Raw genomic sequence first — 18,916 nt, 5'->3', positions numbered from 1 at the left:
TCTCGCCGTAGATTTCGCCGAGCGAGCCTCCGAAGACGGTCGCGTCCTGGGAGAACACGCACACATCGCGGCCGTCGACGGTGCCGTAGCCGGTGACGACACCGTCACCGAAGGGCCGGTTGTCGGCCAACCCGAAGTTCTGGGAGCGGTGCCGGGCCAGGGCGTCGAGTTCGACGAACGAGCCCTCGTCGAGCAACGCAGTGATCCGCTCCCGCGCGGTCAACTTGCCCTTCGCATGGACCCGCTCCACCGCCGCCTCACCCGACGGATGCTCCGCACCCGCGAGACGTTTACGAAGATCGGCCAATTTACCCGCAGTGGTATGGATATCGGGTGTTTCGGCCGACCCGGGTGCAGTGGAATCCTGGACGCTGGTCATGGGGCAACACTTTAACTGCGAGTGTGATCTGCGACCCGACCGAGGGTGGTTCGCCGAGGGCGTCCGTCGTTGCCGAGCCCATATGCTGGTGCTCATGTGGACAAACCTCGATCGCCCACCGCTCGACGTCCGCGCACTTCGGCGGGCGCTGGTGGACGGACCGCAGGCGTCGTGGTCCCGTCTGGACGTGGTGACCGAAACCGGTTCGACCAACGCCGATCTGGTGGCAGGGGTAGTGAACTATGCCGACCGGACCGCGCTGATCGCAGAGCACCAGGACAACGGTCGCGGTCGGCACTCGAGATCGTTCTCCGGCGCGCCTCGGTCGCAGATCCTTCTGTCGATGCTGCTGAAGTTTCCAGGGATCGATCCAGCGGTGCTCGGATGGCTGCCGTTGATGACCGGAATCGCTCTGGTCGACGCGTTACGAACCGTCGGCGAAGTCGATGCGCGACTGAAGTGGCCCAACGACGTCCTCATCCGAGGCAAGAAGGTCTCGGGCATCCTCGCTGAGGTTGCTGCGCACGGACCGTCCCCGACGGTGGTCATCGGTCTGGGGGTCAACGTCTCGATGACCGCGGACGAGTTACCGGTGTCCACGGCCACGTCGCTCGCTCTCGAGAAGGCAGCGGTTCTCGATCGCGACACGTTGGTGCGCGCGATTCTGCGGGGGGTGGCTGCCGAAGTGGACTCGTGGCGTGACTCGAACTGGAGTACCGATGCGCTCGCGCACCGGTACCGGGATCGGTGCGGCACCATAGGGCAACGCGTTCGAGTCGACCTCCCCGGCGGCGAGGAGAAGTTCGGCACCGCCGTCGACGTCGACGAGCACGGCAGAATTGTGATCGAGATGGAGAATCCCGATTCCGGTTTGCTGGCGGTCGCGGCCGGTGACGTCACTCATCTCCGACCCGTCACGTGAGACCATCTCAGCTCGACGGATGCAGTAGCAACTAGTCAGGAGTGCACGTGGGGTATCCACAAGATGCGTTGGCCGATGAGGAAGAGCTACTGCTCCATCGTCACCCGCACTGGAAGATGCTGATACTCCCGTCGATCACGTTCGTGCTCGTCGCAGGCGTCGCCGGTGTGGCCCTCGGCGTCGCGAGTGCGCGACTGCAATCGACCGCCGCGCAGGTCGCCATGATCGCCGCGGCAGTGGTGTGGGCGGCGATCGTGGGATGGCGTTGTCTGGTTCCGCTGATCAGTTGGAAGTGCACGCACTTCATCGTCACCGACCGGCGTGTGTTGATTCGCCAGGGCGTGCTGACCCACTCCGGCATCGATATTCCGATGAGTCGGATCAGCAACGTGCAGTTTCGCCACGGACTGCTCGATCGGATGCTGGGCACCGGAACACTCATCATTGCCTCGGCGTCGGACGATCCACTCGAGTTCGACGACATTCCGCATGTCCAGCGTGTCCATTCCCTGCTCTACCAGCAGGTATTCGACTCGATGGAGTACCGCCGCGAGTCCGTGCACGGCCGAGAGGCTGCATTCGAGCCGATGCCCGACGATTCGCCCGCCGACTCCAAACCCGGATGGCGCGCTGGAAAACGCAGGTAACACAGGCTGTTCTCACTTTCGATCCGTAGGGTGACCGATGTGACCGACGTGCTGCTTGCCGAAGACGACGAAGCTATCGCTGCGCCCCTGTCCCGCGCTCTCGGGCGTGAGGGGTACACGGTGACCGTCGAACAGACCGGCCCTGCCACCCTCCAACGCGCCTTGGATGGCAAGTTCGACCTGCTGATCCTCGACCTGGGCCTCCCGGGTATGGACGGGCTCGAGGTGTGCCGGCAGGTGCGGGCCAACCGATCCGAGCTGGCCGTCCTCATGCTCACCGCGCGAACCGACGAGGTCGATTTTGTAGTCGGCCTCGATGCCGGCGCAGACGACTACGTCGGCAAGCCCTTCCGGCTCGCCGAGCTCATGGCCCGTGTACGTGCCCTGCTCCGCCGGCGTGGGGCGGGGGAGGACTCGCCGATCGAGGTCGGGGCCATTCGCCTCGAACCAGCGGCGCGCCGCGTCCTCGTCGGTGGCACCGAGATCTCGCTCGCGAACAAGGAATACGAGCTGCTGAAGGTCTTGCTCGACCACGCGGGTCAAGTGGTCTCACGCGATGTGATTCTGCGTGAGGTCTGGGGCGATGCCGAGCTGCGCGGATCGAAGACTCTCGACATGCACATGTCTTGGCTGCGTCGCAAGATCGGCGACGAGGGACCCGTTGCCGAGCGTCGTATCGCGACGGTGCGCGGCGTCGGATTCCGCATCAACAGCGACTAGTCGTCGATGCGGCGTCGGATTCTGGTCTCGATTCTCGCTGTCGTCGTCATGACGGCGCTGTTACTCGGTTTGCCTCTGATGTACACGGCGTGGTTGTGGGTCGAGGACTTCACCCGCAACGACCTGCAAGCCCGTCTCGACCGCATGGCGGCGGAGATCATTTCGCAGGAGGGGTCGGCAGGTCTGATCGAAGGCCAACTCGACATCGGTTCGCTTCGATTGGCGATCCCTCAGGGGGGACGGCTGGTGGTCATCTACCCGACCCCCGAGGATGCTGCGTCGCGGGCAGACATCGGCCAGGCGTTCGTGGATCGGCCACTCGTGGAGTCGTTGTCCATGGGTACCTCGGGTTCACTGCGACTCGAAGTGCCGTCCGACGACATGCGGTCCCTTCAACGCCAGGCGCTCGGAGCGGTGACTCTCGTGGTACTCGCGTCCGCGATGGCAGGCACGGTCGTCGCGGTTCTGACGGCCAAGCGCTTGGCCGATCCGCTGCAGGACGTGGCCCGGCGCGCCGCCCGACTTGCCGAGGGCGACTTTCGGCCGGACCCGCGACGGCACGGGATTGCTGAGCTCGACCGTGTCTCGGAAGTACTCGACTCAGCCACTGTCGAGATCGCCGGCCGTCTGCAGCGTGAACACACGCTGGTCGCCGATGTCTCTCACCAGCTCCGCAGCCGCTTGACGGCGGTCCGGCTACGTCTCGACGAAATTTCCACGCACCCGGATCCTGCGGTGGTGGACGAGGCAAACGAGGCGATGGACCAGGTCGACCGTTTGACGCTCGCCATCGACGAGCTCGTCCGGTCCTCCCGCAGTGACGGTGCGGCAGGCGCTCACGAAGTCTCGGTCATCGAGGAACTGACCGGGACCGTCGTCGAATGGCAGCGCAATTTCGAGGATGCAGGCCGCAGCCTGGAGCTCAAGGGCGACATGGACCTCAAGGCGTCGGTAACGGGATCACGCCTGCGGGAGGCGGTGTCGGTATTGGTCGACAATTCGCTGGTGCACGGCGACGGTACCTGCACAGTCGCCGTCCGGGCGGTCTCGGCGGTCGAGAGCACCGATCGACGGCGGGAACGACTGGTCTGCGTGGAGGTATCCGACGAGGGGCCGGGTGTGAGCAACGAACTTGCGCCACACGTCTTCGATCGCGGGTTCTCCGGTGCCGGATCCACCGGTGTGGGGTTGGCGCTGGCTCGGGCTCTGATCGAAGCGGATGGCGGGAGGCTGGAATTGCAACGTCGCCGGCCTGCGCTGTTCTCGGTGTTCATACCGGCTTGGCGTGAGCCCTCGCCCGCGGTGCCGCGCCGTGAGCCGCGTTGAGAATGGTCAGGGCTGGTCGAGTGCGTCTGCAGCGGCGCTAGGGCCCTCGTTGCGCTCGGCGTCGATCTCGAGAATTGTGCGCGCGTTGTCCTCGGGAAATGCGAAACGTCGCAGTGCCCAGAACCGGAACGCCATCTGAAGAAGATTGCCGATGATGTAGTTCAGGACGAAGTCGATGATGACGACCATCGTCAGGGACTCGTTGGTGTCGCGGATGTCGAAGATGTTGTTCGCGATCCACAGCGGACCGGCAGCAATGAGCACGCCGATGCCGCTGATGCCGAAGAAGAGCAGGGCCTCGTGGTGTCTCTCGCGTCCGCCGCGGTGCTTGAAGGCCCACTCGCGATTGAGAAAGTAGCTCAGCAGCGTGGCGAGCACGCCCGAGATGATCTTGGCGATCACCGGCTTCTGCTCGAGCACCGTCAAGCTCAGCGAATAGAAGATGACGAGGTCGAAGACCATCGTCGTGCCACCCACGATTGCGAACTTGATCAGCTCGCTGTGCCGAATCGCAAGATCCCTGATGGGCTTGGGTAAGCGTCGAAGCACGCTATCGATCGTCGGCACAACCGTGAAGTCTACGAAACGTACAACCGATCCGACGAACCGACGCTCTGATCATCAGGGTTTCCACAGGTCCTCGCTGGGCCGACAGTCTCGTGTGCGGCTGCCGGTTCGGACCGAAGGCGCACGACATGACACCATGGTGAGCCGTGACAGGTACCGAACCGCGCCCCACAGCTGCGCGCCCGTCGTCGACCGGAATGCCCGTGGTCACGATGATCGGCGGCGGTCAGCTCGCGCGAATGACCCACCAATCCGCCATCGAGCTCGGGCAGACGCTCCGGGTCCTGGCCGCGGGCGCGGACGAACCGGCAGCCCAGGTGAGCCCCGACGTCGTCTTCGGTCACCACGACGACCTCGAGGCGCTGCGCACTGCCGCGACCGGTTCCAACGCGCTCACCTTCGACCACGAGCACGTGCCGACCGAGCACCTCGAGACTCTGGTCGCCGAAGGCGTCAACGTGCAGCCGCCACCGAGCGCGTTGATCTTTGCGCAGGACAAACTGCGGATGCGTCGCAAGCTGGCAGAACTGGGCGCGCCCGGCCCCGCCTACTCGGAGGTCGCGTGGGCGCAGGACGCCATCGCGTTCGGAGACGAACACGGGTGGCCGGTGGTCCTCAAGGCCGTACGCGGTGGGTACGACGGCCGCGGTGTCTGGATGCCCGCAGACGCCGAGGAAGCAGAGGCCATCGTCACAGCTCAACTCGACCTGGGTGTACCGCTCATGGTGGAGGAGAAGGTCGCGATGCGCCGCGAGCTGTCGGCCATGGTCGCACGATCGCCGTTCGGTCAGGGTGCAGCGTGGCCCGTCGTGCAGACCGTGCAGCGCAACGGCCAGTGCGCCGTCGTGCTGGCACCTGCTCCCGATCTCGACGAGGACGTGGCCACCTTCGCGGGCCGGCTCGCACTCGACATCGCAGGCGCGCTCGGTGTCGTAGGAGATCTGGCGGTCGAGCTGTTCGAGACCACCTCGGGCAAGCTGCTGGTGAACGAGCTGGCGATGAGGCCGCATAATTCCGGACACTGGACCATGGACGGGTGCCGCACCTCGCAGTTCGAGCAACATCTGCGCGCGGTGTTGGACTATCCACTCGGAGACACCGACCCACTTGCTCCCCTCACCGTGATGGCCAACATTCTGGGCGCGCCGGAGGCACCGGAGATGACGATGGACGAGCGGCTGCATCACCTGTTCGCCCGCATGCCCGATGCGAAGGTGCACCTGTACGGAAAAGGTGAGCGCAAGGACCGCAAGATCGGCCACGTGAACATCCTGGGCTCGTCGTCCGGTTCCCTCGCCGATCCCGCCTACGTGGCCTCGGTGCGCGAGCGGGCCGAACGTGCAGCGCACTGGATGTCGCACGCCGAATGGACCGACGGATGGGACCCGCACGATGACTGACAACACTCCTGCTGTAGGCCTGATCATGGGCAGCGACTCCGACTGGCCGACTATGGAAGCTGCTGCAGAAGCGTTGGCGGAGTTCGGTATTCGGTTCGAGGTCGGCGTCGTCTCGGCCCACCGAACCCCGCAGCGGATGCTCGACTATGCCCGCGAGGCCGCTGGTCGTGGCATCAAGGTGATCATCGCCGGCGCCGGGGGAGCGGCGCACCTGCCCGGCATGGTGGCGTCGGCGACGCCATTGCCGGTCATCGGTGTGCCGGTGCCACTGAAGTACCTCGACGGTATGGATTCGCTGCTCTCGATAGTTCAGATGCCCGCGGGCGTTCCCGTGGCCACGGTGTCCATCGGCGGTGCCCGCAACGCGGGGCTGCTCGCTGTCCGGATTCTGGGGGCGTCCGATCCCGCGCTGCGAGAACGAATGTCCGCGTTCCAGGCTTCACTCGAGGCCATGGTTCTGGAAAAGGACAAAGCTCTGCGCACCACGTTGTTGGGGTGAGGACGGCTGTGTCTCGGCACGAGCAGATTCGGCGAGCCGGACGGGGTCGGTGGCAGTCCATGCTGGTGACGCGGCTGGCGTTGGTCTACGCGCGCGTGTGGCGCGGAACCGCGCACTTCGACGACGAGTTCTCGATCTTCGTCTGTACCGGCCTGCGCGGTGGATTCGGGCGTGGCGGAACGACATTCGGTGGCGCTTACCTGACGAAAGGCAACACTGCCCGTCGGGTACTGCGGCACGAGGCCGTGCACGCGGATCAGTGGGCGCGTTTCGGGTTGACGTTCCCGTTTCGATACGTCGCCGAGGAAATGCGGCACCGTGGGTCTGCGAACAAATACGAAATCCAGGCCGGTCTCGCAGACGGCGGTTATAGACCGCCAGGGTGAGTGCTGCGCTCTCACGGTGAGGGCCTGAAGTTCAGGTCAGGGTTGCGGTGACCTTCTCGGTCTGGGCACGTCGATCGGACTTTCCCTCGTCCGCATTGATCACCTGAACCAGCGAGGCTCCTGCGACGAGCACCGACAGCAGACCCTCGATGATCTCGTCGGGGGTGTTCCAAGATGCCGTCGACAGCACGCGATCGGCGGCAGTCCACGAACGGGTGTCGGCACCGGCGCGGGCGGCAGTGAGCACCTCGTCCACCGAACGACCGTCAAGTGCCGCTGCCCCGCTTCCGCCTCCCGAGACCCGGAACTGATCGCCGTGCACCCGCACCGAGGTTGCGTAATCGGTCATTCCGATCGGCAGATCGGGGACAGCCTTACCGAACGCGTCGAGTGAGAAAGCCAGCACCTCGTCGACATCCGGGGCCTCGGCAAGGCGATCTGCCGACACCATGGCCACGTCTGCGGAGTCGTCGGCACCCAGGACCACCTCGCCGCCGGCCCACCACGTCCCCAGCAGTACGGCGGCCGTCTGCCAGTGTGCGGGCAACAGCACGCTGACTTTGCCGCCGACCTCGAACGCGAACTCGTCGCGTAACAGGTTGGCGGTCTTGGCGGCCCAATTCGCGAGCGTCACCGCCGAGACCTCTACCCGCTCGCCGGTCGCATCGTCGTAGAACGTGATGCGCGGACCGGCCGGGTCAGCGGCGAGAATCGGGTCGAGCAAGGTCTGAGTCAGATTCGAGGCCACACCACGCACCCTAGATGACGACTCTGCACGCCTGTTCACACGCTGCGGTCCTGACGTCGACGGCCATCTCAGTTGACACACATCGGGCCGGTGGAGCTGGCGTCGATCGGAGCCGCGGGTGCCTCGGGAATGGCTGTACCGGCCTCGGGTGCAATGGTTTCGGCCGTTGCCGCCTGGCCGGAACCGGGGCCCGCGTAGTCGTCGGCGAGGACTACCCGAACGGTGTTCGACGCCAGCGTGTCGTCCGCGGTGATCTGCAGTCCGCCGAGCGCGACCGAGACAGCGCGCGCGGCGTCACTGTCGACGTCGGCAGACTGGATGCGGCTCGCCGAGATGGATGTGCCCTCGTAGTTTCCGATGGTCCCGCCGACGTACCCCAACGCAGTCAGGGAACCGGCGACGCCGTTGGCGAGTCCTTCGATTCCGCTGTCGTTCGCGACGTCCACCGTCACCGTCGACGGTTCGACCTGCGGGGCGTCGGAATTCTCGGCGTTCGCCTCCGCCGAATTCCCATCGCCGAGCAAACTCGCGACGTACTTCTTCACCGCAGCAGGATCGACCTGGACGATCGATTCGCCGTAGTCGGTCGTGGCGTTGATGTCGACGGCGGGGATGGTCTCGAACTTGACCTTTCCTCCGGCGAGATCCTGGAGGCGAGTAGCGAATTGCAGTATGTCCCAGTCGGAATCGAGTGTCACCGAACGCTGCACCGCGGTGCTGAGTTGACCCAGTTTGCCGGGATTGCTCAGTGTCTTGGCGCTCAACACACTCCGAACGAGCGAGGCCATGAACACCTGCTGGCGCACGATCCGGTCCAGGTCTCCGCGGGGAAGATCGTGCCGCTGTCGAACGAAGCTCAGAGCCTGTGAGCCGGCCAGCTTCTGCTCGCCGGCCGGGAAGTTCGCACCCGAGAGTGGTTCTTGCACGGGGTTGTTCAGGCACACCTCGACGCCGCCGACGGCATCGGTCAACAGTACGAAGCCCAGCAAGCCCACCTCGGCGTAGTGATCGACGGTGATCCCGGTCAAGTTGGCGACCGAATCGATCAGAGCCTCGCGCCCGGCCTCGGTGGCCTGGGACTCCGCATCGGCGTCCGCAGTACCCTGCTCCACCAATTCCAGCCGCTTGTTCTCCTTGGTCGCGCCGTACGCGGCGTTGATCTTCGACATCCCGATGCCTGGTACCTCCACATACGAATCGCGTGGGATGGAAATGGCAGTGGCCGACGATCCGTCGTTCGGGACGCGGATCAACACGATCGTGTCGGTGTTCGACGCCACCTCTTCACCGGCGTTGAGAGATGCGAGTTCCTCGGGCGACAGCGCGTTGCCGTGGGCGTCGGTGCGGCTGTCCGTACCGACCATCAGGATGTCGACCGCACCGTCTGCCGCGCCGCCGAGACCGAGACCACCTGCGGTGGCGATGTTCGATCGCAGGCTGTCGACACTGCGCCACGCGAAACCGGTCACGAGGAGAACGAGGATCGACAGGACTGCGATAGCTACGTGAGTCGCGGGCCAACGGCGACGGCTACCTGTAGTAGGAGCGCCGAGCTCGGATTCTGGTTGCCCGACGGGACCGCGGGGATCGCGCTGCCGTGTCCGGTGCGAATTCCCGGTCGATTCGCCGCGGCCGCGTTCGCGGGGGCGGCGCCGACTGCGCTGTTCTTCGTCGGGGTGTCGACGTGCGGTACGTGCATCGAGATCGTCGGGGCGGTACGCGCCGCGTGCATCGGAACCGTCGGGTCGCCGGGGAGTGCGCCGCCGCGGCGGGGGAGTGCGCTCACCTCCGGGCGTGCCTGAATCTCGTGGCACCGTTCACGACCCTCTCTCGTTCCGACTGACCTCGGCAGCCGACTGCTTTCGTTCTTCCCCCGCCGTTCGAAGGTTACTTGTCGGCGGTCGCTGCCTCGCCCAACCGAACTCGGCGTGCCACACTTGGCAACCGTGAATGCGATCCTGGTAACCGGTGCACACGGCCAGTTGGGCCGCCGAGTGGTGGCTCTCGCCGCAGAGCGAGGTAGGGGTGCGGAGGTTTTCGCGTATTCGTCCGCCGACCTGGACATCACCGACCCCGATGCGGTCGCTGCCGCGGTGAGTGCGGGAGCAACGGTGATCAACTGTGCTGCTTACACCGCGGTCGACGCTGCCGAGACCGACGAGGCCAGGGCCATGGCCGTCAATGCAAACGGCCCTCGAAATCTTGCGCGCGCCTGCGGGCGTGTCGGTGCCCGGTTGATCCACGTCTCCACCGATTATGTGTTCGACGGCACAGCGAACGAACCGTACGAGGTCGACGCGAAGGCCGCGCCGCAGTCGGCGTACGGACGCACCAAGCTCGCCGGCGAGCTCGCCGTGCGCGAGGAGTTGCCCGAGGCCGTCGTCGTGCGGACCGCGTGGGTGTACGACAACATCGGCAAGAACTTCGTGACCACGATGCGACGGCTCGAAGGCGAGCGCGAGACCCTCTCGGTGGTGAACGACCAGATCGGGTCGCCCACGTTCGCCCTCGACCTGGCGTCGGGCCTGCTCGAGATCGAAGCCGACCCGACCGTGGTGGGTCGGACGCTGCACTACACCAACGCGGGCCAGGCGAGCTGGTTCGACCTCGCTCGCGCGGTGTTCACGCACATCGGTGCCGATGCCGAGCGAGTGCAGCCGTGCTCGAGCGCCGAATACGTCGTACCGGCTCCCCGACCGGCCTACTCGGTCCTCTCGCCGGCCGCCTGGGTCGACGCAGGCCTGACGCCGGCGCGCCCGTGGTCGGACGCGCTGACGGCAGCCTTGACGCAGTCGAGGTGAGGGTTTCATCCACTCTCGGGCTAGTCTTGCCCGCGTGAGTTCCGAGCTGGCCGTGGTGACGGTGACCTATTCGCCCGGCGAATACCTGGATCAATTTCTGACGTCTCTGCGTCAGGCCACGACGCGCCCCTATCGGGTGATAATGACCGACAACGGCTCGGTCGACGGCACACCAGAGGCAGCCGAGGCAGCATTCGACGAGGCCGAGTTGCTGCGCACCGGCGCGAACATCGGTTACGGAGCAGCGGTCAATCGCGCGGTCGCCGCCGTGGACCCGGCCGTCGAGTTCGTCGTCGTGGCCAACCCCGACGTGCGCTGGCATCCCGGTTCGCTCGACGGACTCCTCGACGCAGCGGCTCGGTGGCCGCGCGCAGGTTCTCTCGGTCCGCTCATTCGCGAGCCCGACGGCTCTCGTTACCCGTCGGCTCGATCGGTGCCCGATCTGACGTCGGGTGCGGGACACGCGTTACTGGGCAAGCTGTGGCCGAAGAACCCGTGGACGCAGCGGTATCGCCAGGAGAACGAGACGGTGACCGAGCGCCCCGTGGGATGGCTGTCGGGATCGTGCCTGTTGCTGCGGCGGTCGGCGTTCGATTCGATCGACGGATTCGACTCGCGCTACTTCATGTACATGGAGGACGTCGATCTCGGTGACCGGCTCGGCAGAGCGGGCTGGCACAACGTCTACGTTCCCGGTGTCGACGTCACCCACTCGAAAGGCCATGCAGCAGGACGGCATCCGGAAGTGATGTTGCCTGCACATCACACCAGTGCGTACCGCTTCCAGGCCGACAGGCACGCGCGGACGTGGCAGGCTCCCTTACGATTGGCTCTGCGCGCTGGTCTCGGTCTTCGCTCGAAGATCGTTGTGACCTCGGCGCTTCGGGCCCGCGCAGTTGACGGACAACTCACGGACGAGAGAACAGAGGCTGGACATGTCGGATAGTTCCCCATCGGTCGCCGCACGTACCGATGCAGTCATTCTGGTCGGCGGCAAGGGAACTCGGCTCAGGCCGCTGACGCTCTCGGCACCGAAGCCGATGCTCCCCACCGCCGGACTGCCGTTCCTGACCCATCTCTTGGCCCGCATCAAGGCCGCGGGTATCGAGCATGTCGTCCTCGGAACGTCGTTCAAAGCCGAAGTGTTCGAGCAGCATTTCGGAGACGGATCCGCGCTCGGCATCGATCTCGAATACGTCTTCGAGACCGAGCCGCTCGGCACCGGCGGAGGCATCAGGAACGTTCTACCGCAACTGCGCGCCGAGAACGTCATGGTCTTCAACGGGGACGTGCTGGGCGGCACCGATCTGACGGCAGTTCTCGATACGCACCGAACCACCGACGCCGATGTCACTTTGCATCTGGTTCGGGTCGGCGACCCGCGGGCGTTCGGTTGTGTGCCCACCGACGAATCCGGCCGCGTGACAGCGTTTCTCGAGAAGACGCAGGATCCGCCGACGGACCAGATCAACGCCGGTTGCTACGTTTTCAAGCGCGAGATCATCGAGTCGATCCCGGCCGGCCGGCCGGTGTCGGTGGAGCGAGAAGTGTTTCCTGCCTTGCTCGCCGAGGGCAAGAAGGTCTATGGACACGTCGACAGCGCGTACTGGCGTGACATGGGTACGCCGGAAGACTTCGTCAAGGGCTCGGCCGATCTGGTCCGTGGCATCGCGCCGTCGCCTGCGCTGCAGGGAGATCGCGGTGAATCCTTGGTTCACCCGAGCGCAGGGGTGGCACCGGGCGCACTGTTGATCGGCGGCACCGTCGTCGGCCGGGGGGCCGAGATCGGAGCGGGAGCTCGCTTGGACGGTGCCGTCGTGTTCGACGGTGCGGTCGTCGAGGCGGGGGCCGTCGTCGAGCGATCCATTCTGGGCTTCGGTTCCCGCATCGGACCTCGCGCTCTGGTGCGTGACGCGGTCATCGGCGACGGTGCCGACATCGGCGCTCGGTGCGAACTGCTCCGTGGCGCGCGGGTGTGGCCCGGCGTCAAGCTGCCCGACGGCGGAGTGCGTTTCTCCACCGACGTCTGACGCGTTCGGCCTTCTCTATCGGCGACGCGCGGCGAGCGAGACGAGATGATCGATCGTCTCGCGTTCGGCCGCGTCGGGCAGGGCGTCCACCGGCCACCATCGAAGATCCGTCGACTCCTCGCTTCGCATCGCCCGGGCACCGTCCGGGGCGTACACCAGGAACCTCAGGTCGAGGTGCCGGGTCGCCTTGCCCAGGGAGCACGTGATCGGGTGCGTGTGTGCCGAGAGCAGTGCCGGATCGATGGTCAGACCAGCGATCCCGGATTCCTCGGTGGCCTCACGCAGTGCCGCGTCGACCACCGTGTGGTCCGTCGGTTCGCAGTGGCCGCCCAGTTGAATCCACCGGCCGACCTTCGGATGAAGAGTCAGCAGCACGTGGGTTCCCGATTCGTTCAGCACCAGCGAGGACGCCGTGAAGTGGCCGGCCTCGTTTGCGCGCAGACAGGCATCCGGGTTGCTGTGGAGAAAAGCAAGCATCGTGTGCCGGAGCGATTCGTCGCTCGAATCGGACGGTGCCCATCGGTCGAGCGATGCTCCGACCGAATTCCACAGAGTCGAATGAGGCGGCGTCGACGTCGACACGACTCAGAGCTCCAACAGCGATGACCCGGGCACCACCGGATCGCGCACCGTCGACGGCTCGCTGGGGTGCCCGATTGCGATGGCACCCATGGCTTTCCAATCTGCACGCAGTCCGAGTTCGGCGCGCACTGTGTCGGCCGCGAAAATGGTGGAGCCGATCCAGCAGCTGCCCAGTCCCCGTACCGCAAGGGCGACGAGCAGACCCTGGACGGCGGCACCGACCGCCACGGTGAACATCGTGTCCTCGGCGGCTCGACGCCTGTCGTCGGGGTACGAGTGCGCGCCGTCGGGCACACAGAACGGAACGACGATTTCCGGTGCGTCGAACAGAATGTCACCGCGGCTCAGTCGCGCGGCGATGCGCTCCGTGCTGAGGCCGTCGTCGGTCAGGTCGGCGCGCCACTGCTCGCGCATCGTCTCGAGCAGCCGACGCCGCAGCGCCGGGGTTCTGACCCACACGAACCGGACCGGTCGAGTGTGGTGCGGGGCAGGGGCGGTGAGAGCGTCGGCGACCGAAGCTCGAATCAGTTCGGGATCGACCGAGTCCGAGGAGAACGAGCGCACCGACCGTCTCAGCAGCAGAGCCTCCCGTCGGCCACGATCGAGTGCTTCGGCGGTTCCGAGCCAGAACAAGTCGTCCTCGCCGCCGCGGAGGAGAGCCGCCGCGGTGGAACCGTCGTCGACCGGAGCCAAGCCGCGTACGACGGCGATCGGGACACCTCCCAGCTTGCCTTTCACCAGATCGCCTGCGGCAGCGAGCTCGTCCGCGATCGCGACCTCGGTGACCACGAGCTCGTTGCCCTGACCGTCCTCGGCCCCGGCATAGGCGTGCAGAACCGGGAGGCCCGCTGCGCCGATGGCGGCGTCGGTCTGCCCGATTCGCCAAGCGCGCCCCATGGTGTCGGTGACGACCACCGCCACTGTCACCCCGAGCAAGTCGCCGAGAGCTGCGCGCAGGGCTGCGGCGCTGGCGTCGGGATTCTCGGGCAGCAGTGCCAGTTCGCCACCGTCGACGTTGGAGCCGTCGATGCCCGACGCGGCCTGCACGATTCCCAGCCGGTTCTCGGTGATGAGGGTTCGGCCCTTGCGCGCAACGATGCGCACCGCTTCCTGCTCCACCAGCACTCTGCGGGCAGCGTCTCGCTCGTCCGCAGAGTGCGGTGCCTGCACCAACCGGCCCTCGACCTTGGAGACGATCTTGCTGGTGACGATCAAGATGTCGCCGTTGCGCAGCCAGGGCGCTCGCTCGGCGATCGCCGAAGCCAGGTCGTCACACGGCCTGAATTCCGGGAGCCCGGTGATCGGCAGTATTTCGATGGAGCCGCCCGGTGCATGATCGCTCGGTACCGGAGACATCGAGGCGGTCTCGCGCGGATCGGTCACAGGTCGAGTCCAGCCGCGAGCAGCGCGGTCCGCGCCATCACCGCTGTGGTCTTCGGGTCGGTCATCAGCAACGGTACCGACTGCACGTCCACTCCGTCGACGACCGCGGCGTCGGTGGTGTGCACCAGCCACGCGTCGAGAATGCCAGTACCGCTTCGGCTTCCGTAGTAGCGGCCCACCGCCTGTGCTGTGGTGTCGACACCGATGACGGACAGGCACTCGTCGGCCATGCCGCGCAACGGCTTACCGTCGACGATGGGGGAGAGGCCGACCACCTTGGCCGTTGTGGTCCGGAGAGCCCCGCGGATACCCGGCACCGCTAGGATCGCGCCGACGCTCACCACCGGGTTGGAAGGCGCCAGGACGACCGCATCGGCTTCTGCTATTGCCTCCACCACTCCCGGTGCCGGAGTTGCCTGTTCGGCACCGATGTTGGCGAAACTGTGGGTCGGGATCTGCGCTCGATAACGAACCCACCACTCCTGGAAGTGAATTGCGCGTTGCTGCTCGCCGCTCGGATCGTCCGGATCGGTGACGACCACGTGAGTTTCCGACCGATCGTCGGTCACGGGCAGCAACCGGACGCCCGGTTGCCACCGGTTGCAGAGAGCTTCGGTGACGGCCGACAGGGGAAATCCGGTGCGCAACATCCGACTGCGGATCAGGTGTGTGGCGATGTCACGGTCACCGAGTCCGAACCAGTCGGGATCGGCACCGTAGGCCGCCAACTCGTCACGAGCGTTCCAGGTCTCGGCGATGCGGCCCCAACCGCGATCGGTGTCGATTCCACCACCGAGGGTGTACATGCACGTATCGAGATCCGGGCAGATGCGAAGGCCGTGCATCCATACGTCGTCGCCTACATTGACCACGGCGGTTATCTCGTGCTCGGGGTTGTCGCCGAACAAGGATTTCAGACCCTGAAGGAACCGCGCGCCACCGACGCCACCGACCAGAACAGTAACTTTCACAACGCACGAGCCTAGTGGGGTTGCAGCGGTGCCGGGCGAGCGCCCACCCGGTGCTGCACCCGTACGATCGGACCGTGTGCAGGTGCCGTAACCGCCGCGACACGCACGGGACGGGCTCCGATTCGGGGAGACAGCCGATTTCGGGCATGTGATGGTATTGGATTTGCGCGATCGGCTTGACCGCGACACACCTGTGCGTGTCTAATCACAGGTATGTCATTCAGTGTTCGCAGCACGAGTTCGATTGCAGCGAACCTGGTTTCGAACACTCGTTCCCTTCCTGTTTGTCCCTGAGTGGACGTCGAGTAGAGGTCGAGGGTCGGACGAACGCATGGTGCGTTCGGTCGTGCCAGTTCGATCGAATACCTGCGCGGGGCAAGGTGTTCGAGCACACGAAGATCGAAAGTATCTGCGCTACCACAGGTGAGGAGGCGGAAGCGATGTATGACGAGCACGTGACACGTGATCAGCGGGGCGGACCCACTGCACATCTCAGCGCTGTCGACGACGCGCCGCAGACCGAGTCCGACAACGGGGCAGATTCGAGCGTCACGACCGACGCGGGTTCTGCGTACGTGGCCCGAACGATCGAGACGCAGATCGAGACCGACGCCGATACCGACATCGACTCCGACGCAGACCTGATGCCCTTCGTTGCCGAGTCGGTTCCACCGGCCAAGCCGTTCCTCAGTCTCGTCGCAGGTTTCGACGAGATGTTCGAGGAGATCGAGGATCAGTGGCAGGAGCGCGCGCTGTGCGCCCAGACCGATCCTGAGGCCTTCTTCCCCGAGAAGGGTGGCTCGACCCGCGAGGCGAAGCGAATCTGTCTCGGCTGCGAGGTCAAGGACGAATGCCTCGAGTACGCGCTCGCCAACGACGAGCGGTTCGGTATCTGGGGTGGGCTGTCCGAGCGGGAACGGCGTCGACTCAAGCGCGGTATCGGCTGAGCGCTCCACCGAACATTGGTTGTGCTCGGCCTTTCACTGTGCGACCGTCATTCCGCGGCGCTGTTCGGATCCACCTCGTCCGGGTCGATCCCGAGATACGTCGCTACCTGCTCCACCAAAACCTCGAACAACAGGTCTTCCAGATCTTCAGGGTGCTTTGCGCGACGCTCGAGCGGTCGCCGGAACAGCACCACCCTGGCGCGTGTCGTCTCTCCGCGCTTGTCTATGCCGGCCGGCACCAGCCGCGACAACGGCACCGGACCCTCTGCCACAACTTCGGGTGGCCATGTCACGGACTCCGGATCCAGTGCCCTGATCTTGGGTACGTCGTCGACGGCGATGTCCAGCTTCGAGAGTTTGTCGTGCCATCGATGATCGATTCGAGCGAACGCATTGAGCACGAGTCGGTCGAACTTCTCCGCTCGTGAGCGCCTGGCTGGGAGGTCCTCGGGCAGAACCGGTCCGCGGATGCCGCGGCCGTGCCGTGCCACGGACCGAGAGGTGATCCTGCGCGCGGAGGAGAATCGAGGCATAGGGGGAGGTTATCGCGCCCGTCCGGTGTGTCGGTCGTTCGGTCGGTTGCACCTACCGGATAGTCTGCATTCGTGAGATCACTGCGTGGCTGCTGCAGGCCTGGTTGCAACCGTTCTGCTGTTGCAACTCTCACGTACGTCTACTCCGATTCGACCGCGGTCGTCGGACCGCTGGCCACCGTGGACGAGCCCCATTCGTGGGATCTGTGCGAGATTCACGCGTCGACGACCACTGCGCCGAAGGGCTGGGAGCTCGTACGGTACGAGGGTGGCTACTCGACGTCGACGCCCGACGAGGACGACCTGACGGCACTGGCCGAGGCAGTTCGTGAGGCGGGCCGCGGCGATCGCGTCCGATCCGAGGACCGTGAGATCGATCGGTCCGCGTCTCGTCCGTCCGACGGTGAACGGCGATCCGCCCCGGCCGTCCGAACCGGCAGGCGTGGTCACCTTCGAGTTCTTCCCGACCCCACGTCCTGAGCCGCCGCGAACACCGGTGGGGTGTAGCGACGTCCGAATGGCCGGTCCGACTGCCGTCTGGCAAGGTTTTCCAGCAGGACCGAAACGGTCTGTGCCGTTCGGCCGATACTGGTGCGGACGCACCGTCACACACGCTCGACGACGCCGATGTGCGGCGTCGCAAGAACGATCACCAGGAGAATCTTCGTGGCCCGAACCGCAGAGTCCGTCAACGCCGTCATCAAGGCCTACGACGTCCGTGGCGTCGTCGGTGAGCAGATCGACGAGGCGTTCGTGCGAGACGTCGGGGCCGCGTTCGCACGCCTGGTTCGCGACGAGGCGGGGGCCGCGCGGTCGGTCGTGATCGGCCACGACATGCGTGATTCGTCGCCTGCGCTGTCTCGGGCCTTTGCCGACGGTGTCACCGCTCAAGGACTCGACGTGGTCCACATCGGCCTGGCGTCCACCGATCAGCTGTACTTCGCCTCGGGCCTGCTCGAATGCCCGGGGGCGATGTTCACCGCCAGTCACAATCCGGCGAAGTACAACGGGATCAAGCTCTGCCGCGCCGGCGCGAAGCCGGTGGGACAGGACACCGGTCTGGCAACCGTCAAGGCCGAATTGGTGGAAGGGGTACCCGAGTTCGACGGCCCGGCCGGAACGGTGACCTCCCGCGACGTCCTCGACGAGTACGTGCAGTTCTTGCGAGACCTGGTCGATCTGTCGGGAATCGGTTCCATGAAGATCGCCGTCGACGCAGGCAACGGAATGGGCGGGCACACCGTGCCTGCAGTGTTCGGACCGTTGCCGGTGACGATCGAGCCGTTGTTCTTCGAACTCGACGGCAGCTTCCCCAACCACGAGGCCAATCCACTCGATCCGGCGAATCTGGTGGATCTGCAGCGTTTCGTCGTCGAGACCGGCTCCGCTATCGGGCTCGCGTTCGACGGCGACGCCGATCGCTGCTTCGTCGTAGACGAGAAGGGCGACCCGGTTTCGCCCTCTGCCGTCACCTGTCTGGTGGCCGAGCGCGAACTGGCCAAGGAGCCGGGCGCGGTCATCATTCACAACCTCATCACCTCCCGTTCCGTGCCTGAGCTGGTCACCGAGCTCGGTGGCACGCCGGTACGAACCCGCGTCGGCCACTCCTTCATCAAGCAGCAGATGGCCGACACCGGAGCCATCTTCGGTGGAGAACACTCTGCGCACTACTACTTCCGCGACTTCTGGGGTGCCGACTCCGGCATGCTCGCCGCGTTGCATGTCCTTGCCGCTTTCGGTGCACAGGACCGCCCCCTGTCGGAGATGATGGCCGCCTACGAGACCTACAGCGCATCGGGCGAGATCAACTCGACCGTCGACGACGCGGCAACTCGTACCGAGGCCGTGCTCGCGGCGTTCGCCGATCGAACCTCGGGCATCGACCGACTCGACGGCGTGACAGTCGATCTCGCCGACGGTTCCTGGTTCAACCTGAGGGCCTCGAACACCGAACCGCTGCTCCGACTGAACGTGGAAGCTCGAACCGGCGCGGATGTGGATGCCCTTTCGACCGAGATATTGGGCATCGTTCGCGCCGGACTGGAATAGTGGTTACCGAGGGTTCATGAGTGGGT

At 65.6% G+C, this 18,916-nt stretch carries 22 protein-coding genes; 13 read left to right on the top strand and 9 right to left on the bottom strand.

Annotated elements, in window-relative coordinates; genetic code table 11:
* Nucleotides 1-379, bottom strand: a 379-nt coding sequence (locus tag QM797_RS12015; protein ID WP_283275784.1) for a carboxyl transferase domain-containing protein, incomplete at its 3' end; no start/stop codon positions are given.
* A 94-nt stretch (nucleotides 380-473) separates the two neighbouring features.
* Between QM797_RS12015 and QM797_RS12010 the strand changes: the two genes are divergently transcribed.
* Genes QM797_RS12010 through QM797_RS11995 form a run of 4 tightly spaced genes read left to right on the top strand, consistent with a single transcriptional unit; the run spans nucleotide 474 to nucleotide 3,994 of the window.
* Nucleotides 474-1,301 carry a biotin--[acetyl-CoA-carboxylase] ligase gene (locus QM797_RS12010; protein ID WP_283275782.1) on the top strand — a complete coding sequence of 276 codons (828 nt, stop codon included), beginning with the start codon at nucleotides 474-476 and terminating at the stop codon, nucleotides 1,299-1,301.
* A 47-nt stretch (nucleotides 1,302-1,348) separates the two neighbouring features.
* Nucleotides 1,349-1,948, top strand: a complete 600-nt coding sequence (locus tag QM797_RS12005) for a PH domain-containing protein (protein ID WP_283275781.1) — start codon at nucleotides 1,349-1,351, stop codon at nucleotides 1,946-1,948.
* Between the two features lie 39 nt (nucleotides 1,949-1,987).
* The gene (locus QM797_RS12000) at nucleotides 1,988-2,668 is read left to right on the top strand and encodes a response regulator transcription factor (protein ID WP_032378125.1); all 681 of its coding nucleotides are present in this window, start codon (nucleotides 1,988-1,990) and stop codon (nucleotides 2,666-2,668) included.
* Nucleotides 2,669-2,674: 6 nt separating this feature from the next.
* Nucleotides 2,675-3,994, top strand: coding sequence for a sensor histidine kinase (locus tag QM797_RS11995; RefSeq protein ID WP_283275780.1), 1,320 nt, complete (start codon nucleotides 2,675-2,677; stop codon nucleotides 3,992-3,994).
* A gap of 6 nt (nucleotides 3,995-4,000) precedes the next feature.
* On the opposite strand, the gene QM797_RS11990 is transcribed toward QM797_RS11995, so the two are convergent.
* Entirely contained in the window at nucleotides 4,001-4,561 is a 561-nt protein-coding gene (locus tag QM797_RS11990) for a GtrA family protein (RefSeq protein WP_283275779.1), read from the bottom strand.
* Nucleotides 4,562-4,707: 146 nt separating this feature from the next.
* On the opposite strand from QM797_RS11990, the gene QM797_RS11985 reads away from it, so the two are divergent.
* From QM797_RS11985 to QM797_RS11975, 3 genes are read left to right on the top strand one after another with little or no spacing between them, the layout of a single operon-like run.
* Complete coding sequence (locus tag QM797_RS11985) at nucleotides 4,708-5,961, top strand: 5-(carboxyamino)imidazole ribonucleotide synthase (protein ID WP_283275778.1); 1,254 nt, start codon at nucleotides 4,708-4,710, stop codon at nucleotides 5,959-5,961.
* On the top strand, nucleotides 5,954-6,460 hold the full coding sequence (purE, locus tag QM797_RS11980) for a 5-(carboxyamino)imidazole ribonucleotide mutase (RefSeq protein ID WP_283275777.1): 507 nt from the start codon (nucleotides 5,954-5,956) through the stop codon (nucleotides 6,458-6,460). Before QM797_RS11985 ends, purE begins: the two co-directional genes overlap by 8 nt.
* Entirely contained in the window at nucleotides 6,457-6,846 is a 390-nt protein-coding gene (locus QM797_RS11975) for a hypothetical protein (RefSeq protein ID WP_283275776.1), read from the top strand. Before purE ends, QM797_RS11975 begins: the two co-directional genes overlap by 4 nt.
* 31 nt (nucleotides 6,847-6,877) lie before the next feature.
* Here QM797_RS11975 and QM797_RS11970 read toward each other — a convergent pair whose 3' ends face one another.
* Genes QM797_RS11970 through QM797_RS11960 form a run of 3 tightly spaced genes read right to left on the bottom strand, consistent with a single transcriptional unit; the run spans nucleotide 6,878 to nucleotide 9,380 of the window.
* A complete protein-coding gene (locus QM797_RS11970) occupies nucleotides 6,878-7,603 on the bottom strand; it encodes a TIGR03089 family protein (RefSeq protein WP_502942332.1) in 726 nt (241 codons plus the stop codon).
* A gap of 59 nt (nucleotides 7,604-7,662) precedes the next feature.
* On the bottom strand, nucleotides 7,663-9,063 hold the full coding sequence (locus QM797_RS11965; protein ID WP_502942320.1) for an LCP family protein: 1,401 nt from the start codon (nucleotides 9,061-9,063) through the stop codon (nucleotides 7,663-7,665).
* A 32-nt stretch (nucleotides 9,064-9,095) separates the two neighbouring features.
* On the bottom strand, nucleotides 9,096-9,380 hold the full coding sequence (locus QM797_RS11960) for a hypothetical protein (protein ID WP_283275852.1): 285 nt from the start codon (nucleotides 9,378-9,380) through the stop codon (nucleotides 9,096-9,098).
* Nucleotides 9,381-9,540: 160 nt separating this feature from the next.
* On the opposite strand from QM797_RS11960, the gene rfbD reads away from it, so the two are divergent.
* Genes rfbD through manB form a run of 3 tightly spaced genes read left to right on the top strand, consistent with a single transcriptional unit; the run spans nucleotide 9,541 to nucleotide 12,425 of the window.
* Nucleotides 9,541-10,395 carry a dTDP-4-dehydrorhamnose reductase gene (gene rfbD, locus QM797_RS11955; RefSeq protein ID WP_283275773.1) on the top strand — a complete coding sequence of 285 codons (855 nt, stop codon included), beginning with the start codon at nucleotides 9,541-9,543 and terminating at the stop codon, nucleotides 10,393-10,395.
* Nucleotides 10,396-10,429: 34 nt separating this feature from the next.
* Entirely contained in the window at nucleotides 10,430-11,341 is a 912-nt protein-coding gene (locus QM797_RS11950) for a glycosyltransferase family 2 protein (protein ID WP_283275772.1), read from the top strand.
* Nucleotides 11,331-12,425 (top strand): mannose-1-phosphate guanylyltransferase, encoded by a 1,095-nt coding sequence (gene manB / locus QM797_RS11945; RefSeq protein WP_283275771.1) that lies wholly within the window; start codon nucleotides 11,331-11,333, stop codon nucleotides 12,423-12,425. The genes QM797_RS11950 and manB overlap by 11 nt, the downstream gene beginning before the upstream one ends.
* A 15-nt stretch (nucleotides 12,426-12,440) precedes the next feature.
* Here manB and QM797_RS11940 read toward each other — a convergent pair whose 3' ends face one another.
* The 3 genes from QM797_RS11940 to cofD all read right to left on the bottom strand — a co-directional run bounded on the left by QM797_RS11940 (nucleotide 12,441) and on the right by cofD (nucleotide 15,361).
* Entirely contained in the window at nucleotides 12,441-12,902 is a 462-nt protein-coding gene (locus QM797_RS11940) for an NUDIX hydrolase (RefSeq protein ID WP_283275845.1), read from the bottom strand.
* 108 nt (nucleotides 12,903-13,010) lie between these two features.
* Nucleotides 13,011-14,363, bottom strand: a complete 1,353-nt coding sequence (locus tag QM797_RS11935; RefSeq protein ID WP_283275843.1) for a coenzyme F420-0:L-glutamate ligase — start codon at nucleotides 14,361-14,363, stop codon at nucleotides 13,011-13,013.
* A 23-nt stretch (nucleotides 14,364-14,386) separates the two neighbouring features.
* On the bottom strand, nucleotides 14,387-15,361 hold the full coding sequence (gene cofD, locus QM797_RS11930; RefSeq protein ID WP_283275770.1) for a 2-phospho-L-lactate transferase: 975 nt from the start codon (nucleotides 15,359-15,361) through the stop codon (nucleotides 14,387-14,389).
* A 713-nt stretch (nucleotides 15,362-16,074) separates the two neighbouring features.
* On the opposite strand from cofD, the gene QM797_RS11925 reads away from it, so the two are divergent.
* On the top strand, nucleotides 16,075-16,308 hold the full coding sequence (locus tag QM797_RS11925) for a WhiB family transcriptional regulator (RefSeq protein WP_027496498.1): 234 nt from the start codon (nucleotides 16,075-16,077) through the stop codon (nucleotides 16,306-16,308).
* Between the two features lie 47 nt (nucleotides 16,309-16,355).
* On the opposite strand, the gene QM797_RS11920 is transcribed toward QM797_RS11925, so the two are convergent.
* Nucleotides 16,356-16,841: a metallopeptidase family protein gene (locus QM797_RS11920; RefSeq protein ID WP_283275769.1), complete on the bottom strand. Its 486-nt coding sequence runs from the start codon at nucleotides 16,839-16,841 to the stop codon at nucleotides 16,356-16,358.
* Between the two features lie 72 nt (nucleotides 16,842-16,913).
* Between QM797_RS11920 and QM797_RS11915 the strand changes: the two genes are divergently transcribed.
* Nucleotides 16,914-17,321: a DUF3499 domain-containing protein gene (locus QM797_RS11915; protein WP_170944848.1), complete on the top strand. Its 408-nt coding sequence runs from the start codon at nucleotides 16,914-16,916 to the stop codon at nucleotides 17,319-17,321.
* 186 nt (nucleotides 17,322-17,507) lie between these two features.
* Entirely contained in the window at nucleotides 17,508-18,890 is a 1,383-nt protein-coding gene (locus QM797_RS11910; RefSeq protein WP_283275768.1) for a phosphomannomutase/phosphoglucomutase, read from the top strand.
* Nucleotides 18,891-18,916 lie beyond the last annotated feature (26 nt).

This window comes from Rhodococcus sp. IEGM 1381 (genome assembly GCF_030056795.1).
GTDB lineage: Bacteria > Actinomycetota > Actinomycetes > Mycobacteriales > Mycobacteriaceae > Rhodococcoides.
This window is presented reverse-complemented; position numbering and strand designations above follow the sequence as displayed.